Genomic DNA, 26,570 nt, shown 5'->3' with positions numbered 1-26,570 from the left:
TCAGGCGAGCCCCGCTCGGTGCGCGATGACGACCAGGTGCACGCGGTCACGGGCGTCGAGCTTGGCCTGGATGCGCGAGACGTGGGTCTTCACCGTGGTCTCCCCGATGAACAGGCTCGTCGCGATCTCGGGGTTGGTCGCGCCTTGTGCCACGAGCCCGAGCACCTGCGACTCCCGGGGGGACAGCCGACCCACCGCCGCGACCGCCTCCGGGTGCCGTTGGGCGGGTTGGCCGCGCACGAGCTGGGCCAGCACCTGCTTCTCCACGGCGACGTCGCCCGCCGCGACCGCGCGGATCGCCGCGACGAGTGACTCGCGCGGAGCGTCCTTCAGGAGGTAGCCGCTGGCGCCGGCCCGGAGCGCGGCGAGCACGTAGTCGTCTGCGCCGAAGGTGGTGAGGATCAGGATCTTCGTCGCCGAGCCCGACTCGATCACCTGCCGGGTCGCCTCGATCCCGTCGACCTCCGGCATGCGGATGTCCATCAGGGCGATGTCCGGGGCGAGCGTCGCGATCAGGCCGATGGCCTCGGCCCCGTCGGCCGCCGTGCCGAGGACGGTGAAGTCCTCTTCGGCGTCGAGGATCGCGGCGACCCCGTCGCGGATCAGGAACTGGTCGTCGACGACCACGATCGTCGTCACGGGTTGCCGCGCAAGGGAAGGACCGCTCGCACGCGGTAGCCACCACCCGGTCGAGGGCCCGTCGTCAGCAGGCCACCGCAGGCCGCCACCCGCTCCTGCATCCCCGACAGGCCGTAGCCCGGCGAGCCCGCGAACCCATTGGCCTGGCTCGTGAGCTCACTCTCGTTCTGCACGTCGATGACGAGCAGGTCAGCCTGCTGCGTCACCTCGACGGACGTCGGTGAGGTGTGCGCGTGGCGCAGCGCGTTGGTCAGGGCCTCCTGCACGACGCGGTATGCCGTGGCCGACGCCTCCGGGGTCAGCGTCGGGGCGTCGCCGGGAGCGTCGAGCGTGACCTCCAGTCCGGACTCCCGCATCCGCCGCACGAGCTCCGGCACGTCCGGCCAGGTGGGTGCCTGCGCGGTCTGTCCGCCCTGCGTGGGGTCCCGGAGCGACTCCAGCAGGCGGCGCGTCTCCCCGAGCGCCTCGCGGCCGGTGTCCTGCACCCGCCGCATCGCCTCGTCGGCGCGGGCCGGGTCGGAGGTCATGAACAGCCGCGCCAGCTCAGACTGCACCACCACGACGCTCAGGCCGTGCGAGACCACGTCGTGCACTTCGCGGGCCAGGTTGAGGCGTTGTTCGGCCGACTCGGCCTGCGACTGAGCGGCCACGGCCTGCGCGACGTGCTCCCGCAGCAGGCGCTCGTGCTGGAAGGCGGCTCCCAGGGCGAACACCCACCAGGCATTGAGTCCCCACGCCCAGGCGTTGCCGACCTCGATCTCCGGGATGACCGACGTCCACAACAGCACCGGCACCTCGGGTAGCACGAGCGCGGCATACCTGATGGGGCCCCGCCCGTAGCGCCCGCACGCGAACACGGCGACGACCAACAGATAGAGGCCCGACAGCAGGAACGCGTGCAGGTCCTCCCTCGTCGTGAGGGCGAGGGCGCCGACCACCACGAGCAGGGCCGGGACGGGGTACGTGCGGCGGAAGCACACGGCCAGGGCACAGACGGTCAGCGCGACCGCGAACGGCCACCGAGGGCCGTGCACGGCGACCGTCTGCGGGCCGACGACCCACAGCTCGACCTGCCCCGCGGCCCAGAGCGCCGCAGGGACCGCCCAGTCCCGCCAGGTGAGGCGGCGCACCAGCCCCGACATGCACCAAGGCTACGCGGGTGGGTGGCCTCGGGACGTCGTCCTGTGGTCCACACGGAAACCACCCCTGGGGACGACGAAGTCGGGCTGCACCGCCGACGCGGGCATCCGGCGGTCAACGGCACGCTGCAGCCATCCACCCAGAGCAGGGGCAACGAGAGGATCTTCGATGAGACCGCCCACCCTGCTCCCCGTGACGACTGCCGTCGCCCTCGTGCTGGCCCTCGCTGCCTGCGGCGCGGGCAGCAGCTTCGGCACCGGACAAGCGTTGAGCAGCAACGACTTCCGAGCCGCGGTGGACCAGATAGCGGCCACCGGCAAGCCGGCCTACTACCTGGGTTCCTCCTATGACGACCTCCCGCTGACCTGGCTCGACCTCGTCGAGGAGAACGCCCCCTCCTTCCAGGTCCAGGCCGACTACGGCACCTGCGAGTCCTTCGGCGACGGCGGGTGCTCCGACCCGGTCGTGGTCTCCACGAACGACTGGCGACCGGACGTCGACGGCCTGACCTGCCAGCGTCTCGACCCACAGCTCGGCGTGCCCGCCGGCGTGGTCATGGGTGAGCTCACCCTGGTCACCGGTGAGCTCGTCATCACCGTCTCCGACTTCCGCGAGCGTCCCGACGGCGACGGGATCCGGCCGGCCGTCCGGGCACTTGCCACCCTGAGGCGGGTGGGGGAGGCGTCGCCGGTCGGGTCGCTCCCGCCACCGACCCCTGAGGTGGCCGGCTGGATGGACGAGGTCTGCGGCACCACCCCGGGACAGGAGGTGTCGCACGAGCTGGGCGGTGGTCCGGACGCGCTCGACAACTCCACGGTCCCCGACTTCACGGTGGAGCGACTCGGGGGCGGGGAGCTGGCCTGGGCGGACTACCGCGGCAAGCCCCTGGTCCTGGTCGTCGGCACCGGACCCCAGGTGTCTGCGACCGTGCAGCGGCTGAAGCCCCTCATCGCGCGCAACGCCTCGCACCCTCCGTTGCTCGGGCTGGTCAGCGACCCCACCGGCGACAAGTTCAACCCGCGGCCCGTGGCCGAGATCGAGTCGGAGGTGGGCGACCTGGGAGTGCCCGTCGGGTATGCCGCCGTGCCCCTTTCCGCGGTCTGGTTCCTGGACGCCGCGGCCAACAGGGGCAACCAGAACGCGTGGGACGAGGGGGTCGTCGCCTTCGTCGACGCCTCCGGCACGGTCAGCCAGTTCGCCCGCCCGTCGGCACCCGCCGCCCAGCTGGGGGAGTGGTCTCGTGCGCTGGGCTGAGGTGTGGTCACCCGCTGCGGTGGCCCCCAGTCCCAGAGGGGTCGACCACGACCCCGTCCTCACGGCACCGAACGCCATCACTGTCCTGCGGACGGTCCTCTCGCTCGCCCTCGCCATGGCCGCCCTGGCCCACTCCAGTCCCGGTCTGCTGGTCGCCTCCTACCTCGTCTACTGGGTCGGCGACATGGCTGACGGCGAGGTGGCCCGGCGGATGGGCCTCGAGACCCGGATCGGCGCGGTCTTCGACATCGTCGCCGACCGGGCCAACAGCCTCACCTGCGCGGCCTGCTTCGTCGCGCTCGATCCGCGGCTCGCCATCCCCATGGCGATCTACGTCATCGAGTTCGCGGTCGTGGACACGATGCTGTCCCTGGGGTTCCTCGCCTTCGAGGTGTTGGGCCCCAACGACTTCCACGGCGTCGACCTGCTCCTCTGGCGCTGGAACTGGTCCCGGCCGGCGAAGGCGCTCAACACCTCCTGCATCGTGCTGGCCTGCCTGGCAGGTCAGGTCGGGCTGGCGACGGTGTTCGCCGTCGCCGTCCTCGTGGCGAAGGTGTGGTCCTGCTTCCGCCTGCACCTGCTGGTCAGGACGACCGCCATGGACGTGAGCCATGAGCGCTGCAGGTGAGCTGGGGAGTGCTGGACTCCTGTTCGGGGTCCTGGGCGCCGGAACGGTCGCTGGCCTGGTCCCGGTCATCAACGCGGAGGCGGTGCTCACGGCGGCCACCGCAGGCAACCCGCACCTCTGGCTGGGCCTGGCCGTCAGCCTCACAGTTGGGCAGTGCTTCGCCAAGGTGTTGATCTACCTCACGGCTCGCGAGGGACCGCAACGTCTCCACTCGGACGGCCGGGTCGGTCGGCTCGTGGACCGCGTCCGCTCCAGGGCCCGCGCCCGCGCCCGTGCCCGCAGCATCCGGCCCCGCCCGCGGTGGGTGGCAGGGCTCGCGGCACGGACTCCCTCGTGGCTGCGGCCGGAACACCTCCTGAGGCTGCTCGCCCGGCCGCTCGCCGGGACCTCCGTCGTCCTCTTGAGCGCGACGGTCGGCCTGCCTCCACTGGCGGCGGTCAGCGTGGTGGCCGGGACGGCGCGGCTGCGGCTGCCACTGTTCATCGCAGGGTGCCTGACCGGACGGCTTGCCCGCTTCGCGCTGATCGCCTGGCCGGTCGCCCACCTCGTCACCTGAGGACGCACGGCGCGCGGCACCCGCGAGCACGCGGCATACCCGTCGGATGCTGGGCGGGCCGGACCCTTCGGGCCCACGCACGGCAGAATGGCCGGGTGACCTCGCCAGCAGTCCTCGACCCGGCCATCGCGGCGCGCCTCAAGCGTGACGCGCAGGGCCTCGTGGCGGCCATCGTCCAGCAGCACGACACCGGTGAGGTGCTGATGCTGGGCTGGATGGACGACGAGGCGCTGCGCCGCACCCTCGGCGAGGGCCGCGTGACGTTCTGGTCGCGCAGTCGAGGGGAGTACTGGCGCAAGGGCGACACCAGCGGCCACGTCCAGCACGTGCGCTCGGTGGCGCTCGACTGCGACGGTGACGCCCTGCTCGTGCGCGTCGACCAGGTCGGCGCCGCATGCCACACCGGAGACCGCACCTGTTTCGACGCCGGCGACCTCGGGGCGAGCGTGGTCGAGCCGTGACGGACGTCAGCCCCGACCTGTCGTTCGGCACCACCTGGCCGAACCTCGAGACCTTCCAGATCCTGGCCAAGGACCGTCGCGTCATCCCGGTGGTGCGGCGGCTGATGGCCGACGCCGAGACCCCGGTCGGCCTCTACCGCAAGCTCGCCCAGGACGCGCCCGGCACGTTCCTGCTCGAGTCCGCCGAGCACGGCGGCGTCTGGTCGCGCTACTCGATCGTGGGCGCCTCCAGCCGGGCGACGCTGACCGAGCGCGACGGCCGGGCGCACTGGGTGGGTGAGCCGCCGGTGGGCGTCCCCACGGACGGCAACCCCCTCGAGGCGCTGCGTGACACCGTGGCGGCCCTCGCCACCGAACCCATCGAGGGCCTGCCCCCGCTGACCGGCGGCATGGTCGGCGCGATCACCTACGACGCCGTCCGTCGGTGGGAGAAGGTGCCGGCCACCCTGCCCGACGAGCTGGGGTTGCCCGAGATCTCGATGATGCTCGCGACCGACCTCGCGGTGCTCGACCATGCCGACGGTTCGGTGCTGCTCGTGGCCAACGCGGTGAACTACGACGCCACCGACGAGCGGGTCGAGGACGCCTGGGCCGACGCCGTGTTCCGGCTCGACGCCATGACCAGCGACCTGGCCGCCGATGCCGCGTCGACGGTGGCCACCGTCGACCGGGCCGCCTTCGCCGCGGCCCGCGACGAGGTGCGCAGCAACCTGACCCAGGCCGACTTCGAGGAGATGGTCGAGCAGGCCAAGGAGGACATCCGGGCGGGGGAAGTGTTCCAGGTCGTGCTGTCGCAACGGTTCTCGACGCCGTGCCCCGCGGACGCCCTCGACGTCTACCGCGCGCTGCGGTCCTCGAACCCGAGCCCCTACATGTACCTCCTGCGGCTCCCGGCCGGCGACGGCACGACGTACGACGTGGTCGGCTCGTCGCCGGAGGCCCTGGTCAAGGTGACCGGCCGTCGGGCCATCACCCACCCGATCGCCGGCTCGCGCCCGCGGGGCAAGACGCCAGAGGACGACCAGCGGCTGGCCGAGGACCTGCTCGCCGACCCCAAGGAGCGGGCCGAGCACGTGATGCTCGTCGACCTGGGCCGCAACGACCTCCAGCGCGTGTGCGCCGCAGGCACGGTCGACGTCGTCGAGTTCATGAACGTCCGCCGCTACTCGCACGTGACCCACCTCGAGTCGACCGTCGTGGGCGACATCCGCCCCGGCCAGTCCGCCTACGACGTGCTGGTCGCGACCTTCCCGGCCGGCACGTTGTCCGGCGCGCCGAAGCCCCGGGCGCTCAGCCTGATCGAGCACTACGAGCCCAGCCGTCGTGGGGTCTACGGCGGGGTCGTCGGCTACCTCGACTTCCACGGTGACCTCGACATGGCGATCGCGATCCGGACCGCCGTCATCAAGGACGGCACCGCCCACGTGCAGGCCGGCGCCGGGATCGTCGCCGACTCGGTGCCGACGTCGGAGTTCGAGGAGACCGTCAACAAGGCTGCGGCAGCCCTGCGCGCGGTGGCCACGGCCGCAGCGCTGAGGACCGTCGAGTGAACCGCTCTCGGCTGACCTCCAAGCTCGCGGTCGTGCTGCTGGCCCTCGTCGGCTCCGGCATCCTGCTGTCCAGTGGCGGCCGGGTCTGGGTCACCGGCACCGTGGACGATGCGGTGCTCGGGGCGAGCAGGATCTCCGGCACCGGCACCGAGGTGGCCTCGGGCGTCGTCGCCCTGGCGCTCGTGGGAGCCGCGGCTGCGCTGGCCAGTGCGACCAGCGGTGCGCTGGTGCGCCGGCTCACCCTGGGCGTGCTGGCCCTGGCCGGCATCGCGGAGGCGGTCGTGGCCGCCCGCGTCGCCCTGGCGCCCGAGGACCCCCTCGGCGCCATCGCCGCCAAGGCCGCCGGACGCACGGGCTCCATCGAGACGCACGCCACGATCACCACGTGGCCCTGGATCTGTGTGGCGGCCGGCGCGCTGCTGCTGCTCGCCTCGGTCGCGGGCTGGCTGGGTGCCTCCCGGTGGCGGGGGCTGGGCGCCCGCTACGAGGCCCCGACCACCTCCGCCGGAGCGCGGGGCCAGCGCGTCGCCACGGACTGGGACCGACTGGATGCCGGTGACGACCCCACGCTGCGCGACGGCGGCGCGAGCACCTGACAGAATGGGCGCCGACCCGGCCACGACCCGCAGTCCCCGGCCCACCGCGCACGACCACTAACCACCAGCAGGAGCCAAGCCGATGGCAGACCAAGAGATCCACGAAGAAGACCACGGGCACAGTGTTGCCGCGTGGACGGGAGTCGGCGTCATCCTCCTCGGGTCGGCCATCGCTGCCTGGGGTGTCGCCATCGCCAACGTCGCGGTGTTCGTCATCGGCATGGTCATCTGCGTCATCGGTGCAGTGGCTGGCAAGGTGCTGTCGCTCGCCGGCTACGGCGCGACCACGCTCGACGGCCCGGACACCCCCGACAGCAACAAGCCCGAGGTCGGCATCAAGTAGCTGGCGGCGCATGCCCGGCGTCGCCGGGCCGCCGTGCGGTAGAGCGGCAACCCGTCCACCGGCTGACCCCTGCAGGGAGCTCCCAGTTCCGCTGGATAGCCTGTCGACATGCCCACCGTGCTCGACGACATCGTTGCCGGCGTCCGCGAAGACCTCGCCGGCGCACAGGCGGTCGTCGGCCGTGACCGCATCGAGGAGCTGGCGGCAGCAGCCGCCCCTGCCCTCGACGCCGAGTCAGCCCTCCGTCGTCCCGGCCTGGCGCTGATCGCCGAGGTCAAGCGAGCCAGCCCCAGCAAGGGCGCGCTGGCACCGATCGCCGACCCCGCCGCTCTCGCTGCGGAGTACGAGGCGGGCGGAGCCACCGCGGTCAGCGTCCTCACCGAGCGCCGCCGGTTCCACGGCTCGCTCGACGACCTCGACGCGGTGCGCAAGGCGGTGCGGATCCCGGTGCTGCGCAAGGACTTCATGGTCGACGACTACCAGCTCTTCGAAGCCCGAGCCCACGGCGCCGACCTGATCCTGCTCATCGTCGCGGCATTGGGGCAGGACGACCTCGTCCGGATGCACGGGCTGGCCCACGAGCTCGGCATGACCGCGCTCGTCGAGGTGCACGACGAGGACGAGACCCGTCGAGCCGTCGACGCAGGCGCCTCGGTGATCGGGGTCAACGCCCGCAACCTCAAGACGCTCGCCGTCGACCCCGACACCTTCGCTCGACTCACCCCCTTGATCCCCGACTCCTGTGTCAAGGTGGCCGAGTCCGGGGTCGGGGGACCGCAGGACGCCGCCCGGTTCGCGGGTGAAGGCGCCGATGCCGTGCTCGTGGGCGAGGCACTGGTGCGGGGCAGCGACCCGCGCCGCGCGGCATACGAACTCATCGCGGCGGGAGCCACACCATGACCGGTCTGACCCCCGAGCCCCTGGCCCGCCCCGGACGCTTCGGCGACTTCGGCGGCCGCTACGTGCCCGAGGCCCTCATCCCCGCGCTGGAGGAGCTCGACGAGGCGCGCCGCAAGGCGATGGTCGACCCCGAGTTCATGGGCGAGCTCGAGCGCCTGCACCGCACCTACACGGGCCGTCCGAGCATCATCACCGAGGTGCCGCGGTTCGCCGCCCACGCCGGTGGCGCCCGGATCATCCTCAAGCGCGAGGACCTCAACCACACCGGTTCGCACAAGATCAACAACGTGCTGGCGCAGGCCCTGCTGACCAAGCGGATGGGCAAGACGCGGGTGATCGCCGAGACCGGTGCCGGTCAGCACGGCGTCGCGACCGCCACCGCGGCCGCCCTCATGGGGCTCGAGTGCGTCATCTACATGGGAAAGGTCGACACCGAGCGCCAGGCCCTCAACGTGGCCCGCATGCGGATGCTCGGTGCCGAGGTGGTCGCCGTCCCGACCGGCAGCGCGACCCTCAAGGACGCCATCAACGACGCCCTGCGCGACTGGGTCACCAACGTCGGCAACACCCACTACATCCTAGGCACCGTGACGGGACCGCACCCGTTCCCCGAGATGGTCCGCGACTTCCACCGCGTGATCGGGGTCGAGGCCCGCGCCCAGGTCCTCGACCTCACCGGACGTCTCCCCGACGCCGTGATCGCCTGTGTCGGTGGGGGATCCAACGCGATGGGCATCTTCCACCGGTTCATCGACGACGCCGGGGTCCGGCTGATCGGCATCGAGGCCGGGGGAGAGGGCATCGAGTCCGGCCGGCACGCCGCGCGGTTCGCGGCCAGCTCGCCGGGGGTGCTGCACGGCACCTTCAGCTACCTCATGCAGGACGACGACGGCCAGACCCTCGAGTCGCACTCGATCTCGGCGGGGCTCGACTACCCGAGCGTCGGCCCGGAGCACGCCCACCTGCGCGACACGGGTCGCGCCGAGTACCGCTACGCCACCGACGAGCAGACCATGAAGGCCTTCGAGCTGCTCTGCCGCACCGAGGGGATCATCCCGGCCCTGGAGTCGGCGCACGCCCTCGCCGGCGCGATCGAGGTCGGTCGCGAGCTCGGCCCTGACGCCCTGCTCCTGGTCAACCTGTCGGGGCGCGGCGACAAGGACATGCACACGGCCGCCGAGTGGTTCGGCCTCATCGAGACCGACCCGGTCCGGAGCGGCACGGCCGACGAGCCGCGCGCCGAGGGCGACGGAAGGACCCAGCTGTGAGCTCCACGACCACGGGCATCGGGGTCGGCGCCGTCCTCGAGCAGTGCCGCGCCGAGAACCGCGCCGCGCTCGTCGGCTACCTCCCTGTCGGCTTCCCCTCGGTCGCGGGCTCGATCGAGGCGATGGTCGCGATGGTCGAGGCGGGCGTCGACATCGTCGAGGTCGGCATCCCCTACAGCGACCCCCTGATGGACGGTCCGGTGATCGCCTACGCCGCCGACCAGGCGCTCAAGCGCGGGGTCCACGTCGCCGACGCCTTCGCCGCGACGCGAGCGGTCCGCGACGCCGGGGCCCCGCCACTCGTGATGTCCTACTGGAACCTCATCCTGCGCCACGGGCCCACCGCCTTCGCGCGTGACCTCGCAGCCGCCGGTGGCGCCGGCATCATCACGCCCGACCTCATCCCCGACGAGGCGGCCGAGTGGATCGCCGCGAGCGACGAGACCGGCCTCGACCGCGTCTTCCTGGTCGCCCCCAGCTCCACGGAGCAGCGCATCGCCGCCGTGACCGCCCAGTGCCGTGGCTTCGTGTATGCCGTGTCGCACATGGGCGTGACCGGCGCCAGGACGTCGATGGGCGACGCCGCGGCAGTCATCGTCAACCGCACCAAGGCGGTCACCGACAAGCCGGTGTGCGTGGGCCTCGGGGTCTCCGGCGGGTCGCAGGCGGCCGAGGTCGCCGCCTACGCCGACGGCGTGATCGTGGGCTCTGCGCTGGTGCGGTGCCTCACCGAGGCGGACGACCCGGCCGCCGGCCTCGCCTCGCTCCGCGCCCTGGTCGGTGAGCTGGCCGAGGGCGTCCGGAGCGGTCGCTGAGATGAGCCTGCTGTCGACCCCGCGGGTCCGCGACGTCATCGGGCTGCTCGCCCGGCTCATCCTGGGTGGCGTGGTCCTCGTGGCCGGGCTGCTCAAGGTCGGTCACCTCGAGACCTCCGCGCGGTCGGTCCGGGCCTACCAGCTGCTGCCCTACGACGTGGCCGGCTACCTCGGCTACGGCCTGCCGATCCTCGAGGTCGCGATCGGCGTGCTGCTGATCCTGGGGTTGTTCACCCGGTTCAGTGCCGTCGTGGGCGGCTTCCTGATGGTGGTCTTCATCATCGGGATCGCCTCGGCGTGGGCCCGTGGCCTGTCCATCGACTGCGGTTGTTTCGGCAAGGGGGGAACCATTGCGGCCTCCCAGACGCAGTATCCGCAGGAGATCGCCCGCGACGTCGGGCTGCTCGCCTGCGCCCTGTGGCTGACGGTGCGACCTCGGTCCTCCCTCAGCCTCGAGCGGACCCTGTTCGGCGACCAGCACAGTTCGGACCACGAGAGGCAGCCCCACGCATGACCAGCACCAGCGCCAGCCGCAAGGCCAAGATCCAGGCCGCAGCCCCCAAGGGTGGCATCCGCAACGCCAAGGGCGGTGGCAACGGCGGCGCGAACCGCATCGTGGTGGCGACGGTGGTCGTGGTGGTCGTGCTCGCAGCGGTGATCACGGCGGTGATCCTGGGCAGCAGCGACAAGAAGGAGGCCACCACGGCGGGCGGGTCGGCCCTTCCCAAGAACGTGGCGGCGATGGGCGCCGGCATCGTCGTGAACCCGACTGCGCCCGCGAACGTGCCCACCCTGGACCTCTACGAGGACTTCCAGTGCCCGGTCTGTGCGCGGTTCGAGGAGATCTTCGGGCTCCAGATCGTCGACCTGGTCAAGGCCAACCAGGTGAAGCTGGTCGCCCACCCCCTGTCGTTCCTCGACGACAACCTCCGCAACGACTCCTCGAACCGTGCTGCGAACGCCGCCTCGTGCGCCGCTGACGCCGACAAGTTCCTGCAGTACCACGCCGCCACCTTCCAGGGTCAGCCCAAGACCGAGGGCGCCGGCTACACCGACGCCGACCTCAAGAGGTTCGCCGTGCAGGCCGGGCTCGATGGTCCCACCCTGACCACGTGGGAGCAGTGCTACGCGGCCAAGTCGCACAACCAGTGGGTCGAGTCGGTGCAGACCCAGTCGGAGAAGGACGGCGTGAACGGCACCCCGACGGTCAAGCTCAACGGCAAGGTCGTCGACCTCAGCGGCCTCACCCGCGACAAGCTCGCCGCCGAGGTCAAGGCCGCGACCAAGTGACCTCGCTGGCGGCCCTTCCGAGCGCCCTCCCGGGGTCGCTGCCCAGCCCGTCCTCCGGTGTCTGGCACCTCGGGCCCTTCCCGCTGCGTGGCTACGCGCTGTGCATCCTCGCGGGCATCGTGGTCGCCGTCTGGATCACCGGTCGGCGACTCGTCGACCGGGGGCACGCCAAGGAGAAGGCCGTCGACATCTCGGCCTGGGCGGTCCCGTTCGGCATCATCGGCGGCCGGATCTACCACGTCATCACGACGCCGGAGCCCTACTTCGGCGCGGGCGGTCACCCGCTCAAGGCGCTGTACATCTGGGAGGGCGGCCTCGGCATCTGGGGTGCCATCTCCCTGGGTGCGCTCGGCGCCTGGATCGGCGCCCGCCGTCACGGGGTGCCGTTCCTGGACTACATCGACGCCGCAGCCCCCGGGGTGGCCGTCGCGCAGGCGCTGGGCCGCTGGGGCAACTGGTTCAACAACGAGCTCTACGGCCGGCCGACCGACCTGCCCTGGGGCCTGACCATCCACGAGTGGGACCAGTCGGCCGGCCACGCGGTGCGGGACGCGAACGGCAAGGCCATCGTGCTCGGCACCTTCCAGCCGACCTTCCTCTACGAGTCCCTGTGGTGCCTGCTCCTGGCCCTCGTCCTCGTGCTCGTGGACCGCCGGTGGGCGCTGCGCAAGGGCCAGCTCTTCGGCCTCTACGTGATCGGCTACCCGATGGGCCGGATCGTCTTCGAGCTGATGCGCAGCGACGAGGCCAACCTGATCTTCGGCGTGCGGGTCAACGTGTGGACCAGCATCCTGGTCTTCCTGCTCGGCATCGCCATCGTCTGGTTCGGGAGGCGTCGCGAGGTGGCGGTCCCCCGAGAGGTCGCGTCTCAACATACGGAATAGGTCGGCTCACATGGCGGGACAAACGGCCCACCGGCTATCCTTCCTGCAGCCGTGGCCAAGGCCGTCCACGCGCGTGAAATGGTGTGCCCAACTTGGGTTCCACAACGCACTTGACTCCCCCCCAAGGACGGTGACCCGAACGTGACTCCTGCGCGCTTCTCCGCCCAGCCCGCCGACACGGGCCTCTACCGCCGCGAGCACGAGCACGACGCTTGCGGCGTGGCCCTCGTGGCGACGATGCGGGGAAGTGCAGGTCACGACATCGTCGACCACGCGCTGACCGCCCTGCGCAACCTCGACCACCGCGGCGCCACCGGCGCCGACCCGCTGGTCGGCGACGGCGCCGGCATCCTCACCCAGATCCCCGACGCGTTCTTCCGCGAGGTGGTCGAGTTCGACCTCCCGGTCAACGGCGCGTATGCCGTGGGCACCGCCTTCCTGCCGACCGACGAGACCGAGCGGGCCCAGGTGGTGGCCCGGATCGAGGAGCTCGCCGCCGAGGAGGGGCTCACCGTCCTGGGCTGGCGCGACGTGCCGGTCGCCGCCGAGCTCGTGGGCCAGGCCGCCCGCGACTGCATGCCGTTCTTCCGCCAGCTGTTCGTGTCCGCCGCGGTCGGCCGGATGGTCGGGCTGGGGCTGGACCGCCTCGCCTTCTGCCTGCGCAAGCGCGCCGAGCGCGAGACCGAGGTCTACTTCCCCTCGCTGTCCTGTCGCACGCTCGTCTACAAGGGCATGCTCACCACCGGGCAGCTCGAGCCGTTCTTCCCCGACCTGTCCGACCGCCGGTTCGAGACCCAGCTCGCGCTGGTGCACTCCCGGTTCTCGACCAACACCTTCCCGAGCTGGCCGCTCGCGCACCCCTACCGGCTGATCGCCCACAACGGCGAGATCAACACCGTCAAGGGCAACCGCAACTGGATGAGCGCCCGCGAGAGCCAGCTGGTCTCCGACGTCATCCCGGGCGACCTCGACCGGCTGTTCCCGATCTGCACCCCCGAGGCCTCCGACTCGGCCTCCTTCGACGAGGCGCTCGAGCTGTTGCACCTCGGCGGACGCCCGCTGCCCCACGCGGTGCTCATGATGATCCCGGAGGCGTGGGAGAACAACACCGAGATGGACCCGGCCCGACGGGCCTTCTACGAGTTCCACTCGACGTTCATGGAGCCGTGGGACGGCCCCGCCTGCGTGACCTTCACGGACGGGTCCCTCATCGGCGCCGTCCTGGACCGCAACGGCCTGCGTCCCGGTCGCTACTCGGTGACCGACGACGGGCTCGTCGTGCTCGCCTCCGAGTCGGGGGTCCTCGACCTCGACCCGACGCGGGTCGTGCGCAAGGGCCGGCTCCAGCCGGGGCGGATGTTCCTCGTCGACACCGAGCACGGCCGCATCGTGTCCGACGACGAGGTGAAGTCCTCGCTGGCCGCCCAGCACCCCTACGACGAGTGGCTGCACGCCGGCCTCATCCACCTCGACGACCTGCCCGAGCGCGAGCACATCGTGCACACCGCGGCCTCGGTGGCCCGGCGCCAGCAGACCTTCGGCTACACCCAGGAGGAGCTCAAGATCCTCCTCACCCCGATGGCCAGGACCGGGGGAGAGGCGCTCGGCTCGATGGGCACCGACACCCCGATCGCCGTGCTGTCGGACCGTCCGCGGCTGGTCTTCGACTACTTCACGCAGCTGTTCGCCCAGGTGACCAACCCGCCGCTCGACGCGATCCGCGAGGAGCTGGTCACCTCCCTGGGCACCGTCATCGGTCCGGAGGGCAACGCCCTCGCGGCGGGACCGGCGCACGCGCGCCAGGTCGTCCTGCCGTTCCCGGTGATCGACAACGACCACCTCGCCAAGATCGTCCACGTCAACGCCGACGGCGACCTGCCGGGCTACGCGACGCACGTCGTGCGCGGGCTCTACGACGTCACCGGTGGGGCCGCTGCGATGACCGCGCGGCTCGAGGAGATCTTCGCCGAGGTGTCGGCGGCGATCGCCGAGGGTGCCCGCTTCGTCGTGCTCTCCGACCGTGACTCCGGTCGCGACTACGCGCCGATCCCGTCGCTCCTCCTCACCTCGGCGGTGCACCACCACCTGATCCGTGAGAAGACCCGCACCCTCGTGGGGCTCGTCGTCGAGGCCGGTGACGTGCGCGAGGTCCACCACGTCGCCCTGCTCATCGGCTACGGCGCGGCCGCGGTCAACCCCTACCTCGCGATGGAGTCGGTGGAGGACCTGGTGCGCTCCGGCGCCATCGAGGGCGTCACCGCCGACCAAGCCGTCGCGAACCTGATCAAGGCGCTCGGCAAGGGCGTCCTCAAGGTGATGTCGAAGATGGGCATCTCCACCGTCGCGTCCTACCGCGGCGCCCAGGTCTTCGAGGCACTAGGGCTCTCGCAGGAGCTCGTCGACCGCTACTTCACCGGCACGGTGAGCCAGCTCGGTGGCGTTGGCCTCGACGTGCTCGCCGCGGAGACCGCGGCCCGGCACGCCGCGGCATACCCTCCGGACGGGGTGCGGCTCCCGCACCGCAAGCTCGGTGTGGGCGGTGAGTACCAGTGGCGGCGCGAAGGTGAACCGCACCTGTTCGACCCCGACACCGTCTTCCGCCTGCAGCACTCGACGCGGCAGCGGCGCTACGACATCTTCAAGCAGTACACCTCGCGGATCGACGAGCAGTCCGAGCGGCTGATGACGCTGCGTGGCCTGTTCACGCTCGGCGGCCCGTCGCCGCGCCCCGCGGTCCCGATCGACGAGGTCGAGCCGATCAGCGAGATCGTCAAGCGGTTCAACACCGGGGCCATGTCCTACGGCTCGATCAGCCAGGAAGCCCACGAGACGCTGGCCATCGCGATGAACCGCATCGGCGGTCGCTCCAACACCGGTGAGGGTGGCGAGGACATCGACCGCCTGATGGACCCCGAGCGGCGCTCGACGATCAAGCAGGTCGCGTCGGGCCGGTTCGGCGTGACCTCGCTCTACCTGACGAAGGCGGGCGACATCCAGATCAAGATGGCGCAGGGTGCCAAGCCCGGTGAGGGCGGACAGCTGCCCGGCCACAAGGTCTACCCGTGGATCGCCACGACCCGGCACTCCACGCCGGGTGTCGGCCTGATCAGCCCGCCGCCGCACCACGACATCTACTCGATCGAGGACCTCGCCCAGCTGATCCACGACCTCAAGAACGCCAACCCCGAGGCCCGGATCCACGTGAAGCTGGTCTCCGAGATCGGTGTCGGCACGGTCGCGGCGGGTGTCTCCAAGGCGCACTCCGACGTGGTCCTCATCTCCGGTCACGACGGTGGCACCGGCGCGTCCCCGCTCACCTCGCTCAAGCACGCCGGTGGGCCGTGGGAGATCGGCCTCGCCGAGACCCAGCAGACCTTGGTGCTCAACGGGTTGCGCGACCGGATCGTCGTGCAGTGCGACGGTCAGCTCAAGACCGGCCGCGACGTCGTCATCGCCGCGCTGCTCGGTGCCGAGGAGTTCGGGTTCGCCACGGCTCCGCTGGTCGTCAGCGGCTGCATCATGATGCGGGTCTGCCACCTCGACACCTGTCCGGTGGGCATCGCCACCCAGAACCCCGAGCTGCGCGCGCGCTTCTCCGGCAAGCCCGAGTTCGTCGAGACGTTCTTCGAGTACGTCGCCGAGGAGGTCCGCGAGCACCTGGCAGTGCTGGGCTTCCGCAGCATCGAGGAGGCCATCGGCCAGGTGTCGGCGATCGACGCCACCCGCGCCGTCAACCACTGGAAGGCCGCTGGGCTCGACCTGGCACCGATCTTCACCGACGTGGAGAGCCCGGACGGGTCGGCCCGTCGCAACACGACGACCCAGGACCACGGGCTGGAGAAGGCCCTCGACCACCACCTCATCACCATCGCGCGGGAGGCCATCAACGACGGCACCCCGGTGGTCGGCGAGGTCGCGGTCCGCAACGTCAACCGCACGATCGGCACGCTGCTCGGCCACGAGGTCACCAAGGCGCACCCCGACGGGCTGCCCGACAACACGATCGACCTGACCCTGACCGGTTCGGCCGGCCAGTCGCTCGGCGCGTTCCTGCCACGCGGCATCACGCTGCGCCTGGTGGGTGACGCGAACGACTACGTGGGCAAGGGCCTGTCCGGTGGTCGCGTCGTGGTCCGTCCCGACCGCGCCGCGCCGTTGCAGGCCGAGGCGAACGTCATTGCCGGCAACGTCATCGGCTACGGCGCCACCACGGGCCAGATCTTCCTGCGCGGACTCGTCGGCGAGCGCTTCTGCGTCCGCAACTCCGGCGCGACCGCCGTCGTCGAGGGTGTCGGCGACCACGGCTGCGAGTACATGACCGGCGGCACCGTCCTCGTGCTCGGACCGACCGGGCGCAACTTCGCGGCCGGCATGTCCGGGGGAGTGGCCTACGTCCTCGACCTCGACGAGAGCCGGGTCAACACCGAGCTCGTCGACGTCTCCGGGCTCCGCCCCGACGACGAGACGGTCGTGCGCGAGCTGCTCGTCCAACACGTGGCGGAGACCGAGTCGCCCATCGCGGCCCGGCTGCTCGAGGAGTGGGAGTCCGCGAGGTCGCGGTTCACCCTGGTCCTCCCGCGTGACTACCAGCGCGTCCTCGACGTGCGCGCCGCCGCCGAGGCGGAGGGACTAGACGTCAACGGCTCCGAGGTCTGGGAGCGGATCATGGAGGCCTCCCGTGGCTGACCCCCAAGGTTTTCTGAAGACGCGGGAGCGCGAGCTGCCCGCCCGTCGCCCCGTGCCGGTCCGGATCAGGGACTGGAAGGAGGTCTACGAGGAGCAGGAGCTCGGCCAGCTGCAGCGGCAGGCGGGGCGCTGCATGGACTGCGGGATCCCGTTCTGCCACAGCGGTTGTCCCCTCGGCAACCTCATCCCCGAGTGGAACGACCTGGCCTGGAAGGGCGACTGGCGCGAGGCCATCGAGCGGCTGCACGCCACGAACAACTTCCCGGAGTTCACCGGTCGGCTCTGCCCTGCACCGTGTGAGACGGCCTGCGTCCTCGGGATCAACCAGCCCGCGGTGACCATCAAGCAGATCGAGGTCACGACGATCGACCGTGCCTTCGACGCCGGCTACGTCCAGCCGCAGGCGCCCGAGCGGCTCTCCGGCAAGACCGTCGCCGTCGTCGGCTCCGGTCCGGCGGGACTGGCCGCGGCCCAGCAGCTCACCCGCGCCGGTCACACCGTCGCGGTCTACGAGCGCGCCGACAAGCCCGGTGGCCTGCTGCGCTACGGCATCCCCGAGTTCAAGATGGAGAAGTCGGTCCTCGACCGCCGCATCGCCCAGATGGAGGCCGAAGGCACCCGGTTCCGCAGCGGGGTCGACGTCGGTGGCGACGTGACCGGCAAGCAGCTGCGCGACCGCTACGACGCTGTCGTCCTGGCCATCGGGGCCACCGTCCCGCGTGACCTGCCGGTGCCCGGGCGCGAGCTCGACGGCGTCATGCAGGCGATGGACTTCCTCCCGCCGGCCAACCGCGTCGCACTCGGCGAGACCGTCGAGGGACAGGTCACCGCCGAGGGCAAGGACGTCATCGTCATCGGCGGTGGCGACACCGGCGCCGACTGCATCGGCACCTCGCACCGCCAGGGCGCCCGCTCGGTCACCAGCCTCGAGATCATGCCGCAGCCGGGCGAGGAGCGGGTCGCGGGTCAGCCGTGGCCCACCTACCCGATGCTCTTCCGCGTCGCGTCGGCCCACGAGGAGGGCGGGGAGCGCGTCTACGCCACGTCCACCAAGGAGATCCTGGGCGAGGACGGGAAGGTCTCCGGCATCCGGGTCGTCGAGGTCCGCATGGGCGACCAGGGCTTCGAGGAGGTCGAGGGCACCGAGCGCGTGCTGCCGGCCCAGCTGATCCTGCTCGCGATGGGCTTCCTCGGGCCGCAGGGCCCGGGAGTCGTCGAGCAGCTCGAGGTCGAGCTCGACGAGCGTTCCAACGTCAAGCGCGACCAGGACTACATGTCGTCGGTCCCGGGCGTGTTCGTGGCCGGTGACGCCGGTCGTGGGCAGTCGCTCATCGTGTGGGCCATCGCCGAGGGCCGCTCTGCGGCGGCCGGTGTCGACCGCTTCCTCACCGGCGCCACGGCGCTGCCCCGCCCGATCAACCCGAACGACCGCCCGCTCGTCGTCTGACCCGAAAGGCCCCACGCGGCATACCCGGAACTCCGGTGTCCGCAGGGTGACCGGGGTCACGTTCGGGGTGGGTCGACCGATAGGGTCGAGGACATGCGTCGCGCCAAGATCGTCTGCACATTGGGCCCGGCTGTATCCACCCCAGAGGGGATCCGCCAGCTCGTCGACGCGGGGATGGATGTGGCCCGCCTCAACCTCTCGCACGGCGAGTACGCCGACCACGAGAAGATCTACCAGGAGATCCGCCGGGCCAGTGACGAGACCGGTCACGCGGTCGGCGTCCTGGTCGACCTACAGGGTCCCAAGATCCGCACCGCGCGCTTCAAGGACGGCCCGGTCGACCTCGTCAACGGCGCCGAGTTCACCATCACCACCCGCGACGTCGAGGGGTCGGTGACCGAGGTCGGCACGACCTACAAGGGCCTGCCCGGCGACGTCCGCCCCGGCGACCTGCTCCTCATCGACGACGGCAAGGTCTGCCTGCAGGCGACCGACGTCAGCGAGACCGACGTGAAGTGCGTCGTCACCGTCGGCGGCACGGTCTCCAACAACAAGGGGATCAACCTCCCCGGCGTCGCGGTCTCCGTGCCGGCGCTGTCCGAGAAGGACAAGGAAGACCTGCGCTGGGCGCTCGGGCTGCGCGCCGACATGATCGCCCTGTCGTTCGTGCGCTCGGCCGCCGACCTCGACGACGTGCACGCGGTGATGGACGAGGTCGGGGTGCGGCTGCCCGTCATCGCCAAGATCGAGAAGCCCCAGGCGGTCGACAACCTCGTCGAGATCATCGAGGCGTTCGACGGCGTGATGGTGGCCCGTGGTGACCTCGGCGTCGAGCTGCCGCTCGAGGAGGTGCCGATCGTCCAGAAGGAAGCCATCGAGATCGCGCGTCGCAACGCCAAGCCGGTCATCGTCGCCACCCAGGTGCTCGAGTCGATGATCGAGAACCCGCGCCCGACCCGTGCCGAGGCCTCGGACGCCGCGAACGCCGTGCTCGACGGTGCCGACGCGCTGATGCTCTCGGGGGAGACCAGCGTCGGCGCCTATCCGATCCTCGCCGTGCAGACCATGGCCCGCATCATCGAGAGCACCGAGGAGCACGGGCTCGAGCGGATCCGGCCGCTGGGCACCAAGCCGCACACGATGGGTGGAGCCGTGGCGGCCGCGGCCGTCGAGATCGGCGAGCTGCTCGGCGCGAAGTACCTCATCACGTTCAGCCAGTCCGGCGACACCGCGAAGCGGATGTCGCGGATCCGTCCGCGGATCCCCATGCTGGCCTTCACACCGGAGCCGCACACCCGCTCGCGACTCGCCTTGGCGTGGGGCATCGAGACCTACCTGGTGCCGATGGCCCGCCACACCGACCAGATGGCCCAGCAGGTCGACAAGTCGCTGCTCGCCTCCGGACGCGCCCAGGAAGGTGACCTGGTCGTCATCGTCGCCGGTTCGCCTCCCGGCATCCCCGGCTCCACGAACGCGCTGCGCGTGCACAAGATGGGCGACGCCATCAACAAGGTGGCGCCTGCCTACGAGGACCTCGCCGACTGACCCCGGCGGCGGTGGTTGGCTGCTTCCTGGTGCTTGGCTGACCCCTTATCGTCGAAGGCTGTGGAAGAAACCTAGCCAGACCTAGCAGGGTGTGGTTGTATGGCCGCGTTCGAACGGGGCGGGTCTCAGGGGTGAGCTGAGCCGCCCGCAGGTGCCGCTGGGTCGGTGGCTGCGGCGTGGCTCTTCGTGGATGCGTCCCTGCCGGTGGGGCATGCCTGCCTCCCGGTGGCCACATCCATGGAGAGGGGAAACTCATGACATCCATCAAGCGCTGGGCCTCGGTCCCGGTGGTCTGCGGTCTCGGCCTGACGGTGCTGGCGGCACCAGCCTTCGCCAACTACTACAACTGGGGCATCGTCAACGCCTACGAGGGATCGACCCTGGTGGCGCAGGGCAAGGGGACGGTGGGCGTCGACTACGGGCTCGACGTGATCGGGGGACACGCCACCTCGTCCGACCCGCGACCGGGTGGTAGTCCGGCCTACGCCAAGATCCACTACAACTACACGGTCCCGCAGTTCGACGGTCCGCACGATGCCCGTGGGGTCGACAACGCCACGTCTTCCTGGGTCGACAAGTTCGTCAACGGCAACCTCAACACCCAGTACGACGCCGCTGAGCTGCGTGGCGAGGCCTGCCAGAACGACAAGGCCGGCCCCGACGCCTGCAAGGGCAGCGCCTGGACCAACCAGAAGTGGTGACTGCCGACCATCGGCTCGCAGCCGAGGGCGACGAGGGTGACCTCCGTCCTCGGCTGCGGGACGTCACGGTCCGGCGCGGGAGCTTCGTGCTCGCCTGCCCCGGCTGGCGCACCCGGCCCGGGCTGACTGCCGTCGTGGGCCTCAACGGGGCGGGCAAGTCGACCCTGCTGCAGCTGCTCTCCGGGCAGCTCGGCCCCACCCGGGGCGAGGTCGAGCTCGCCGACCGGACGAACGTCCTGCCCCAGGTCGCCCGGCTGTCCAGCGCGTCGTCGGTGGTCGACCTCTACCGCTACCTCGCCGCCCTGCGTGGGGTCCGGCGCCGCGATCGGGAGCCCGAGGTGCAGTCGGCGCTGGAGCTGGCTGGGCTGGTCGAGCACGCCGTCATCCCGATGCGGCAGCTCAGTGGCGGCTGGCAGCAGCGGGCCCTCGTGGGGCAGTGCCTGCTCGGGTCGCCGACGGTGCTGCTGCTCGACGAGCCGACCGCCTCGCTCGACGTCGGGGCGGCGCGCAGCATCTGGGAGCTGATGCGCGAGCTCGCAGGGCGGCTGCCGGTCGTGGTCGCCACCCACGAGGCGTCCGCATCGGTCGAGTTCTGCGACCAGATGGTCACGGTGCAGGCCGGCGTGGTCGGCGCGGCGCTCGAGGGTGACCAGCTGCGCGCCGACCTCGGTCGTGCCTCCCAGTCGGCCGAGAGCTTCCTCCTCGGCCTGATCGAGCCCGAGGAGCGCAGCGCATGAGGGCGCAGCTGCGCGGACGCCTCGTGTGGCTGGTGACCGGCCTGATGCTGGCCGCGATGGCGACGACGCTGTCGCTGCGCGACGCCGACTGGATGGGTGACGCGCTCTGGGGACAGGAGACGATCGGGGTCGCCCAGGTGCTCGTCCTTCCCCTGCTGGCCGGTGGTGCGGCCGTCGTCGGTTGGCGCGACGTCGGGGGCATCCTCACCCTGATCCCCGCCGGCCGACAGCGGTGGCGGCACTTCTGGGCGACGTTCGGGGCGTGGGCCATCCCCGTCGTGGCCTTGTATGCCGTGGGCAACCTCTTCGTGATCGTGGCCTCCTGGTGGAGTGAGCCGTCGATCCCCAACGCCACGCCGTGGCCGGCGATCACCCAGACCGCCGGCGCGCTGCTCGTCTTCGTCGTGGGATACGCCCTCGGGGTGGTACTGAGGTCGTGGCTGGGGTCGGTGGTCGCCGCCCTGCTGACCGCCGCGGTGCTCATCCTCGACCGGATGGGGGCGATCTCCACCGGCCTGGCCGAGTACGCCGCGAGCGGGACGATGCTGGGGGCTGTCGCCAACCCGGCCTACTTCGGGATGCGACTGGTCTGGATGGTGTTCGTCGGCGCCCTCATCGTGGCTCTCCTGGTGACCGTTCCGCGGCGCCGGACAGGTCTGCTCGTGGCGCTGGGCGCTGCCCTGGTCGCGGGACAGCTCACCTTCCCGACCGACGACAGCTACGGCATCCGGCCGAAGCGCGCAGACACCTGCACGGCCACGCCGGTCGTCGTCTGTGCACCACCGGAGTTCCGCGATCGTGCGGTCCGGGCCGCCGAGATGGCCGGTCAGACCGGCGCGGTGCTGCGGGCGCTCGGAGTGAGCTCACCCAGCCGCTTCGTCATGTGGCAACCCGGCCGGGACCACCTGGACAACCTGAGGCTGGTCGACCCCGGCACGTTCCGCGCGCCCCTGACACTGCAGACCGTCGTGGCCGGAGTGGTGGCCCCATTGTCGTGCGGGCTGTGGTCCGGCCCGGAGCCGCCACCGTACTCGTGGTTCTACAGCAAGGCGCTGGTCGAGTCCTTCGTCATGAGCCAGCTGACCGCTCGGATCACCGAGCCCTACGGCCGGCTCCTCACCGCGAAGGGAGCCGAGCAGTCGCGGGCGCTGGTCACGCAGGCAGCGACGGCGCTCCAGGAGTGCGACCTGGCCAAGGTGCCACCATCGTTCAGCAACCAGTAGTGGCGCGGTGATCCGCGGCTGGCTGGCCGACCACGACTGGCGACTGGCGCTGCTGTCCACGGGCCTCGCGGGGCTCGCCTTCGTGACCGGGCAGCCAGTCCTCGCCAGCCCGCTGGGCGAGTCGTACCAAGGGATCACAGTCGGCCTGCTCGCCATGCTGTGCAGCTGCGTCGGCTTCGCACTGAGCCTGCGGTCGCGCGCCGCAGCTGCCTTGGGCGTCCGTTCCGGCGCGCGGTATCGCTTGCTGTGGTTCGTGATCCAGCTCCTGCTCGTGGTCGCGGTCGCGGAGTCGGTGTCGGGTTTCGCGCTCGCACCCCGACGACTGGTCTTCGTGATCGGCTGGGGCGCAGGGCTTTCCGGTCTCCTCGCGCTGGTCTCAGAGGGTGGGTCGACGCTCTACGGCTTCCTGCTGTTCGCTACCTGCGTCCTTTCCCCGCGCGGGGAGCCTGCCCGCTGGTGGGCGCCGCTGGCCCACGCCCCGGTCGGTGATGCTGGGGTGGTGGCCGCGGCGATCGTGGTGCTGGCGTGTGGCGTGCTCTACGTGGCCAACCCCACGCGGCGCGCACCCTTCTGAGCCGGGTGCCGCCTTGTCGTCCGGGCGCACCGCACCGCTATCCTTTCCGAGGCCGCTGAGGTGGCCACAGCCGAAGTGGTGGAATGGCAGACACGGAGCACTCAAAATGCTCTGCTCGAAAGGGCGTGCGGGTTCAAGTCCCGCCTTCGGCACCCAACTGACCTGAGGAAACGACCCCCTGTGAGGGGCGGCCTCCAGGAGCTGTCCACACCCGTCGCCGGCTCAAGCCGCGCATCCGCACCGTGGCCAGATGCATGGGCGCGACGTTGCATGAAGAAATTAGCAATTGATGTAACCTTCATGTTGACGCCTGAAGGCGCCAGCTCGCGACGATCGGAAATGAGGGGCCAACTCGATGAGCGTTCCGCTGTACCAAGCGAAGGCAGAGTTCTTCAAGACACTTGGTCACCCCGCGCGGATCCGCATCCTGGAATTGCTCTCCGAGCGTGACCACGCTGTGCACGAGCTGCTCGAGATGATCGTGATCGAGCCCAGCAACCTCAGCCAGCAGCTGGCCGTCCTGCGCCGGGCGGGTCTGGTCGTGTCTCTCCGGCGCGCTGGGGAGGTCGTCTACTCAATCAGCGTGCCGGAGGTTCGAGACCTGCTCCTGGCGGCTCGCCGCATCCTCTCCGGCGTCATCGCGTCACAGGGCGCGCTGGAGGCCGAACTTTCTCCGTCCACCCGTCCGTGAGCGCCCCGGACCCCGGGTGGCCGGCATCTCTCACGACAACCTTGCGCCAGTTCTCGGCCAGGTCGGGCCAGCTCCTTCCACGCAAGGCGGACTGGTCGGGTGTGCGACCGGGGCGTGACCTGACCGCGGGCCTCATGGTCGGACTGGTGGCCCTGCCGCTGGCCCTCGGTTTCGGGGCCAACTCGGGGCTGGGCGCAAGTGCCGGGTTGGTCACCGCCATCGTCGCGGGGGCCGTCGCGGCGGTGTTCGGGGGGAGCCGGGTCCAGGTCAGTGGCCCGACCGGCGCCATGACAGTGGTCCTGGTCCCCATCGTTGCCACCCACGGAGCAGACGGGGTTCTGGTGGTCGGCCTGCTCGCTGGAGCAGTCCTCATCGGGCTCGGCTACGTCGGTGCCGGGCGCTTCATCCGGTACGTGCCCATTCCGGTGGTCGAGGGCTTCACCCTCGGCATCGCCGTCATCATCGCCCTCCAACAGGTCCCGTCCGCTCTCGGCGTGCGAGTCGACGCGGACAAGGTGCTCGTCGTGGCCGCACACGCCATCGCCGAGTGGGCCAGGTCCCCGGTGTGGGCACCGCTGCTCGTGGCCGCCGGTGTCGGGATGGTCGTCCTCCTGCTGTCACGGATCCGGCCCTCGCTCCCCGGTTCGCTCATCGCGGTGGTCGGCGCCACGGTCGGGAACGCCGTCCTCGGCTGGCGGGTCACACCCATCGGCAGCATCCCGTCGAACCTGCCCGTGCCGTCGCTGCCGGGCGTGCCCGTGGGTGACCTGGGCGCGCTGGTCCTGCCCGCCATCGCGGTCGCCGCGCTCGCAGCTCTCGAGAGCCTGCTCTCCGCCACCGTCGCCGACGGCATGAGCGTCGGGCGACGACACGACCCCAATCGCGAGCTCTTCGGCCAAGGACTGGCCAACCTCGCATCACCGCTGTTCGGCGGGATCCCGGCCACGGCGGCCATCGCGCGCACCGCCGTCAACGTCCGCTCCGGCGCGACATCCCGGCTGGCGTCGCTCACGCACGCCCTCGTACTGCTCTTCGTCATCCTCGTCGCCGCCCGCTGGGTCGCCCAGATCCCGCTGGCTGCACTCGCTGGCGTGCTCATTGCCACCGCGGTCCAGATGGTCAAGGTGTCCAGCCTGCACGCACTCCTGCGATCCACTCGTGGAGACTGCGTCGTCCTCGTCCTCACGGCCTTGGCGACGGTCATCTTCGACCTCGTCACCGCCGTGCTGGTCGGCCTGGTGGTGGCGGGCTTCTTCGCACTGCAACAGGCGGCCCGGGCGGCGCGGGTGGAGGAGGTCCCCCTGGACGAGGGTGACCACACCGATGAGGAGCGCCGGCTGCTCGACGAGCACATCATCGCCTACCGGATCGACGGCCCACTCTTCTTCGCTGCCGCCCACGACTTCCTGCTGGAGCTCGCCGAGGTCACGACCGTGCGCGTCGTGGTGCTCAGAATGTCCCGCGTGACGGCCATCGACGCCACGGGCGCCAGTATCCTGGCCGACACAATCAGCCGCCTCGAGAGGCGCCACGTGACGGTGTTGTTGTCGGGGGTCCAGCCGCAGCACGAGCGGGTGCTGCACGAGCTCGGCGTCTACGGCCACCTCGCCCACGAGAGGCACCTGTTCGCCACAACATCCGACGCGATCGCGCATGCGCGCCTGCACGCCGCCCGGGTGATGCACAGCCCGAACGGTCCGTCCTGAGACGGGCGCGATGTCGAGGCCGAGGCCGAGGCCGAGGCCGTCGAGTGTCTCAACGATGACCGGCTGCCAGAGAGACTGGTGGGTCGTCACGGCGGCGCCGCAGACGCCGCGGAATGACGCACCACCCGGACTGCGGCAGATGAGTGCGTTTCCCGAGTCAGCCTTTAGTAGCGCCACAGCAGCGCCAGGGTAGGCCAGGGCGTGGATCGGGGTGATCCCCGATGTTGATCGCGGCTACACGAGCGCATGCTGTGGCCGTGAACAAGGTTCCGCTGACGGCCCGAAGGAGTAAGAGATGAGATCGCCGCAAAGCGACAAAGCTGTGGAGTCCCAGCATGTGCCTGCGAGCGCGGCAGTGGCCACGAGGGGACCGATCCCGACCCCTGCGTTCGGGGAGCGGGTCGTGGGCGCGGCGGCGATCGCGTTGGTAGCGTCGTTGGTCATCCAGAACGTGATGTTTGGTTGGGCCGGAGCGCCCGGCTACGGGGACCCGATCAAGGACGTGCTCGCCTGGCACCAGCAGAACCGGGACGTGGTCGCGATCGCGGTCGGCTCAGAGGCGCTGAACCTGCCGCTGCTGCTCGTGTTCCTGAGCGGTCTCCACGGGCTGGTCGGGCGTCGCGGGGGTGCGGGCGCCGACTGGTCGCGCCTCGCGGTGGCCGCGGGCGCGACTACCGCGGCGGTCTTCGCGCTCTACGCCGTTCTGTGGAACGGAGTCGTATTGTCCGCCCGCGAGCTCGCTGAGCCGAGCCCGCTGCTCCAGCTCGTCTGGCAGCTGCATGCAGGAGCATTCGCTCTGGCGCTGTCGGCGCTCGGCACCACCTTCATCGGCGCTGCGCTAGCTGTACTGACCGGAGAGGTTGGTCAAGCGGGTGATGGGTGGCTTGTTCCCGCAGGCGGTGTGGGGTCGGTGGTGGTTGTACTCGTGGATCCATG

The 26,570-nt window shown here is 70.9% G+C and carries 25 protein-coding genes and 1 tRNA gene; 23 read left to right on the top strand and 3 right to left on the bottom strand.

The annotated features are described in order from the left end of the window. Entirely contained in the window at positions 1-639 is a 639-nt protein-coding gene (locus ASG91_RS14135) for a response regulator transcription factor (RefSeq protein WP_056923311.1), read from the bottom strand. Next, on the bottom strand, positions 636-1,781 hold the full coding sequence (locus ASG91_RS14130; RefSeq protein ID WP_056923310.1) for a sensor histidine kinase: 1,146 nt from the start codon (positions 1,779-1,781) through the stop codon (positions 636-638). Before ASG91_RS14130 ends, ASG91_RS14135 begins: the two co-directional genes overlap by 4 nt. Positions 1,782-1,947: 166 nt before the next feature. On the opposite strand from ASG91_RS14130, the gene ASG91_RS20915 reads away from it, so the two are divergent. The 23 genes from ASG91_RS20915 to ASG91_RS14015 all read left to right on the top strand — a co-directional run bounded on the left by ASG91_RS20915 (position 1,948) and on the right by ASG91_RS14015 (position 25,634). Continuing rightward, entirely contained in the window at positions 1,948-3,033 is a 1,086-nt protein-coding gene (locus tag ASG91_RS20915; protein ID WP_056923309.1) for a hypothetical protein, read from the top strand. Then, positions 3,020-3,661, top strand: coding sequence for a CDP-alcohol phosphatidyltransferase family protein (locus tag ASG91_RS14120; protein ID WP_056923308.1), 642 nt, complete (start codon positions 3,020-3,022; stop codon positions 3,659-3,661). Before ASG91_RS20915 ends, ASG91_RS14120 begins: the two co-directional genes overlap by 14 nt. After that, entirely contained in the window at positions 3,645-4,217 is a 573-nt protein-coding gene (locus ASG91_RS14115) for a hypothetical protein (protein ID WP_056923307.1), read from the top strand. The genes ASG91_RS14120 and ASG91_RS14115 overlap by 17 nt, the downstream gene beginning before the upstream one ends. A 95-nt stretch (positions 4,218-4,312) precedes the next feature. Beyond that, positions 4,313-4,678 (top strand): phosphoribosyl-AMP cyclohydrolase, encoded by a 366-nt coding sequence (gene hisI / locus ASG91_RS14110; protein ID WP_056923306.1) that lies wholly within the window; start codon positions 4,313-4,315, stop codon positions 4,676-4,678. Then, complete coding sequence (locus ASG91_RS14105) at positions 4,675-6,228, top strand: anthranilate synthase component I (RefSeq protein ID WP_056923305.1); 1,554 nt, start codon at positions 4,675-4,677, stop codon at positions 6,226-6,228. Before hisI ends, ASG91_RS14105 begins: the two co-directional genes overlap by 4 nt. After that, positions 6,225-6,824 carry a Trp biosynthesis-associated membrane protein gene (locus tag ASG91_RS14100; protein WP_056923304.1) on the top strand — a complete coding sequence of 200 codons (600 nt, stop codon included), beginning with the start codon at positions 6,225-6,227 and terminating at the stop codon, positions 6,822-6,824. Before ASG91_RS14105 ends, ASG91_RS14100 begins: the two co-directional genes overlap by 4 nt. Positions 6,825-6,906: 82 nt before the next feature. Further along, on the top strand, positions 6,907-7,167 hold the full coding sequence (locus ASG91_RS14095; RefSeq protein ID WP_200961328.1) for an HGxxPAAW family protein: 261 nt from the start codon (positions 6,907-6,909) through the stop codon (positions 7,165-7,167). Positions 7,168-7,275: 108 nt separating this feature from the next. After that, positions 7,276-8,067, top strand: a complete 792-nt coding sequence (gene trpC, locus ASG91_RS14090; RefSeq protein ID WP_056923303.1) for an indole-3-glycerol phosphate synthase TrpC — start codon at positions 7,276-7,278, stop codon at positions 8,065-8,067. Further along, positions 8,064-9,335, top strand: a complete 1,272-nt coding sequence (trpB, locus tag ASG91_RS14085; RefSeq protein ID WP_056923302.1) for a tryptophan synthase subunit beta — start codon at positions 8,064-8,066, stop codon at positions 9,333-9,335. The genes trpC and trpB overlap by 4 nt, the downstream gene beginning before the upstream one ends. Further along, positions 9,332-10,150 carry a tryptophan synthase subunit alpha gene (trpA, locus tag ASG91_RS14080; protein WP_235545637.1) on the top strand — a complete coding sequence of 273 codons (819 nt, stop codon included), beginning with the start codon at positions 9,332-9,334 and terminating at the stop codon, positions 10,148-10,150. Before trpB ends, trpA begins: the two co-directional genes overlap by 4 nt. Position 10,151: 1 nt before the next feature. Further along, positions 10,152-10,664, top strand: a complete 513-nt coding sequence (locus tag ASG91_RS14075) for a DoxX family protein (RefSeq protein ID WP_157606365.1) — start codon at positions 10,152-10,154, stop codon at positions 10,662-10,664. After that, positions 10,661-11,440 (top strand): thioredoxin domain-containing protein, encoded by a 780-nt coding sequence (locus ASG91_RS14070; RefSeq protein ID WP_056923301.1) that lies wholly within the window; start codon positions 10,661-10,663, stop codon positions 11,438-11,440. Before ASG91_RS14075 ends, ASG91_RS14070 begins: the two co-directional genes overlap by 4 nt. Next, on the top strand, positions 11,437-12,324 hold the full coding sequence (lgt, locus tag ASG91_RS14065) for a prolipoprotein diacylglyceryl transferase (protein WP_056923300.1): 888 nt from the start codon (positions 11,437-11,439) through the stop codon (positions 12,322-12,324). Before ASG91_RS14070 ends, lgt begins: the two co-directional genes overlap by 4 nt. A gap of 141 nt (positions 12,325-12,465) precedes the next feature. Next, positions 12,466-17,010: a glutamate synthase large subunit gene (gltB, locus tag ASG91_RS14060; protein WP_056923299.1), complete on the top strand. Its 4,545-nt coding sequence runs from the start codon at positions 12,466-12,468 to the stop codon at positions 17,008-17,010. Then, entirely contained in the window at positions 17,003-18,457 is a 1,455-nt protein-coding gene (locus ASG91_RS14055; RefSeq protein ID WP_056923298.1) for a glutamate synthase subunit beta, read from the top strand. The genes gltB and ASG91_RS14055 overlap by 8 nt, the downstream gene beginning before the upstream one ends. A gap of 93 nt (positions 18,458-18,550) precedes the next feature. Continuing rightward, complete coding sequence (pyk, locus tag ASG91_RS14050; RefSeq protein WP_056923297.1) at positions 18,551-20,002, top strand: pyruvate kinase; 1,452 nt, start codon at positions 18,551-18,553, stop codon at positions 20,000-20,002. A gap of 254 nt (positions 20,003-20,256) precedes the next feature. Then, positions 20,257-20,703, top strand: a complete 447-nt coding sequence (locus ASG91_RS14045; protein WP_056923296.1) for a hypothetical protein — start codon at positions 20,257-20,259, stop codon at positions 20,701-20,703. Beyond that, positions 20,700-21,440, top strand: a complete 741-nt coding sequence (locus ASG91_RS14040; RefSeq protein ID WP_162257545.1) for an ATP-binding cassette domain-containing protein — start codon at positions 20,700-20,702, stop codon at positions 21,438-21,440. Before ASG91_RS14045 ends, ASG91_RS14040 begins: the two co-directional genes overlap by 4 nt. Beyond that, complete coding sequence (locus ASG91_RS14035; protein WP_056923294.1) at positions 21,437-22,663, top strand: hypothetical protein; 1,227 nt, start codon at positions 21,437-21,439, stop codon at positions 22,661-22,663. The genes ASG91_RS14040 and ASG91_RS14035 overlap by 4 nt, the downstream gene beginning before the upstream one ends. Before the next feature lie 7 nt (positions 22,664-22,670). Continuing rightward, positions 22,671-23,237, top strand: a complete 567-nt coding sequence (locus ASG91_RS14030; protein WP_056923293.1) for a hypothetical protein — start codon at positions 22,671-22,673, stop codon at positions 23,235-23,237. Between the two features lie 69 nt (positions 23,238-23,306). Then, positions 23,307-23,389 (top strand) — tRNA-Leu (locus ASG91_RS14025). A gap of 203 nt (positions 23,390-23,592) precedes the next feature. Beyond that, positions 23,593-23,928: a helix-turn-helix transcriptional regulator gene (locus ASG91_RS14020; protein WP_056923292.1), complete on the top strand. Its 336-nt coding sequence runs from the start codon at positions 23,593-23,595 to the stop codon at positions 23,926-23,928. Beyond that, positions 23,925-25,634: a SulP family inorganic anion transporter gene (locus ASG91_RS14015; RefSeq protein ID WP_082594203.1), complete on the top strand. Its 1,710-nt coding sequence runs from the start codon at positions 23,925-23,927 to the stop codon at positions 25,632-25,634. The genes ASG91_RS14020 and ASG91_RS14015 overlap by 4 nt, the downstream gene beginning before the upstream one ends. Positions 25,635-26,472: 838 nt before the next feature. Here the strand turns inward: ASG91_RS14015 and ASG91_RS20715 are convergent. Continuing rightward, on the bottom strand, positions 26,473-26,570 hold a 98-nt coding region (locus tag ASG91_RS20715; protein ID WP_157606364.1), incomplete at its 5' end, for an integrase core domain-containing protein.

The organism is Phycicoccus sp. Soil802 (assembly GCF_001429605.1).
GTDB lineage: Bacteria > Actinomycetota > Actinomycetes > Actinomycetales > Dermatophilaceae > Pedococcus.
This window is presented reverse-complemented; position numbering and strand designations above follow the sequence as displayed.

Excerpts from the sequence above, each read along its gene's own strand:
- ASG91_RS14130 (WP_056923310.1), bottom strand. The coding sequence starts at position 1,781 with ATGTCGGGGCTGGTGCGCCGCCTCACCTGGCGGGACTGGGCGGTCCCT.
- ASG91_RS20915 (WP_056923309.1), top strand. The coding sequence starts at position 1,948 with ATGAGACCGCCCACCCTGCTCCCCGTGACGACTGCCGTCGCCCTCGTG.
- ASG91_RS14115 (WP_056923307.1), top strand. The coding sequence starts at position 3,645 with ATGAGCGCTGCAGGTGAGCTGGGGAGTGCTGGACTCCTGTTCGGGGTC.
- ASG91_RS14095 (WP_200961328.1), top strand. The coding sequence starts at position 6,907 with ATGGCAGACCAAGAGATCCACGAAGAAGACCACGGGCACAGTGTTGCC.
- trpC (WP_056923303.1), top strand. The coding sequence starts at position 7,276 with ATGCCCACCGTGCTCGACGACATCGTTGCCGGCGTCCGCGAAGACCTC.
- trpB (WP_056923302.1), top strand. The coding sequence starts at position 8,064 with ATGACCGGTCTGACCCCCGAGCCCCTGGCCCGCCCCGGACGCTTCGGC.
- ASG91_RS14075 (WP_157606365.1), top strand. The coding sequence starts at position 10,152 with ATGAGCCTGCTGTCGACCCCGCGGGTCCGCGACGTCATCGGGCTGCTC.
- ASG91_RS14070 (WP_056923301.1), top strand. The coding sequence starts at position 10,661 with ATGACCAGCACCAGCGCCAGCCGCAAGGCCAAGATCCAGGCCGCAGCC.
- pyk (WP_056923297.1), top strand. The coding sequence starts at position 18,551 with ATGCGTCGCGCCAAGATCGTCTGCACATTGGGCCCGGCTGTATCCACC.
- ASG91_RS14045 (WP_056923296.1), top strand. The coding sequence starts at position 20,257 with ATGACATCCATCAAGCGCTGGGCCTCGGTCCCGGTGGTCTGCGGTCTC.
- ASG91_RS14035 (WP_056923294.1), top strand. The coding sequence starts at position 21,437 with ATGAGGGCGCAGCTGCGCGGACGCCTCGTGTGGCTGGTGACCGGCCTG.
- ASG91_RS14020 (WP_056923292.1), top strand. The coding sequence starts at position 23,593 with ATGAGCGTTCCGCTGTACCAAGCGAAGGCAGAGTTCTTCAAGACACTT.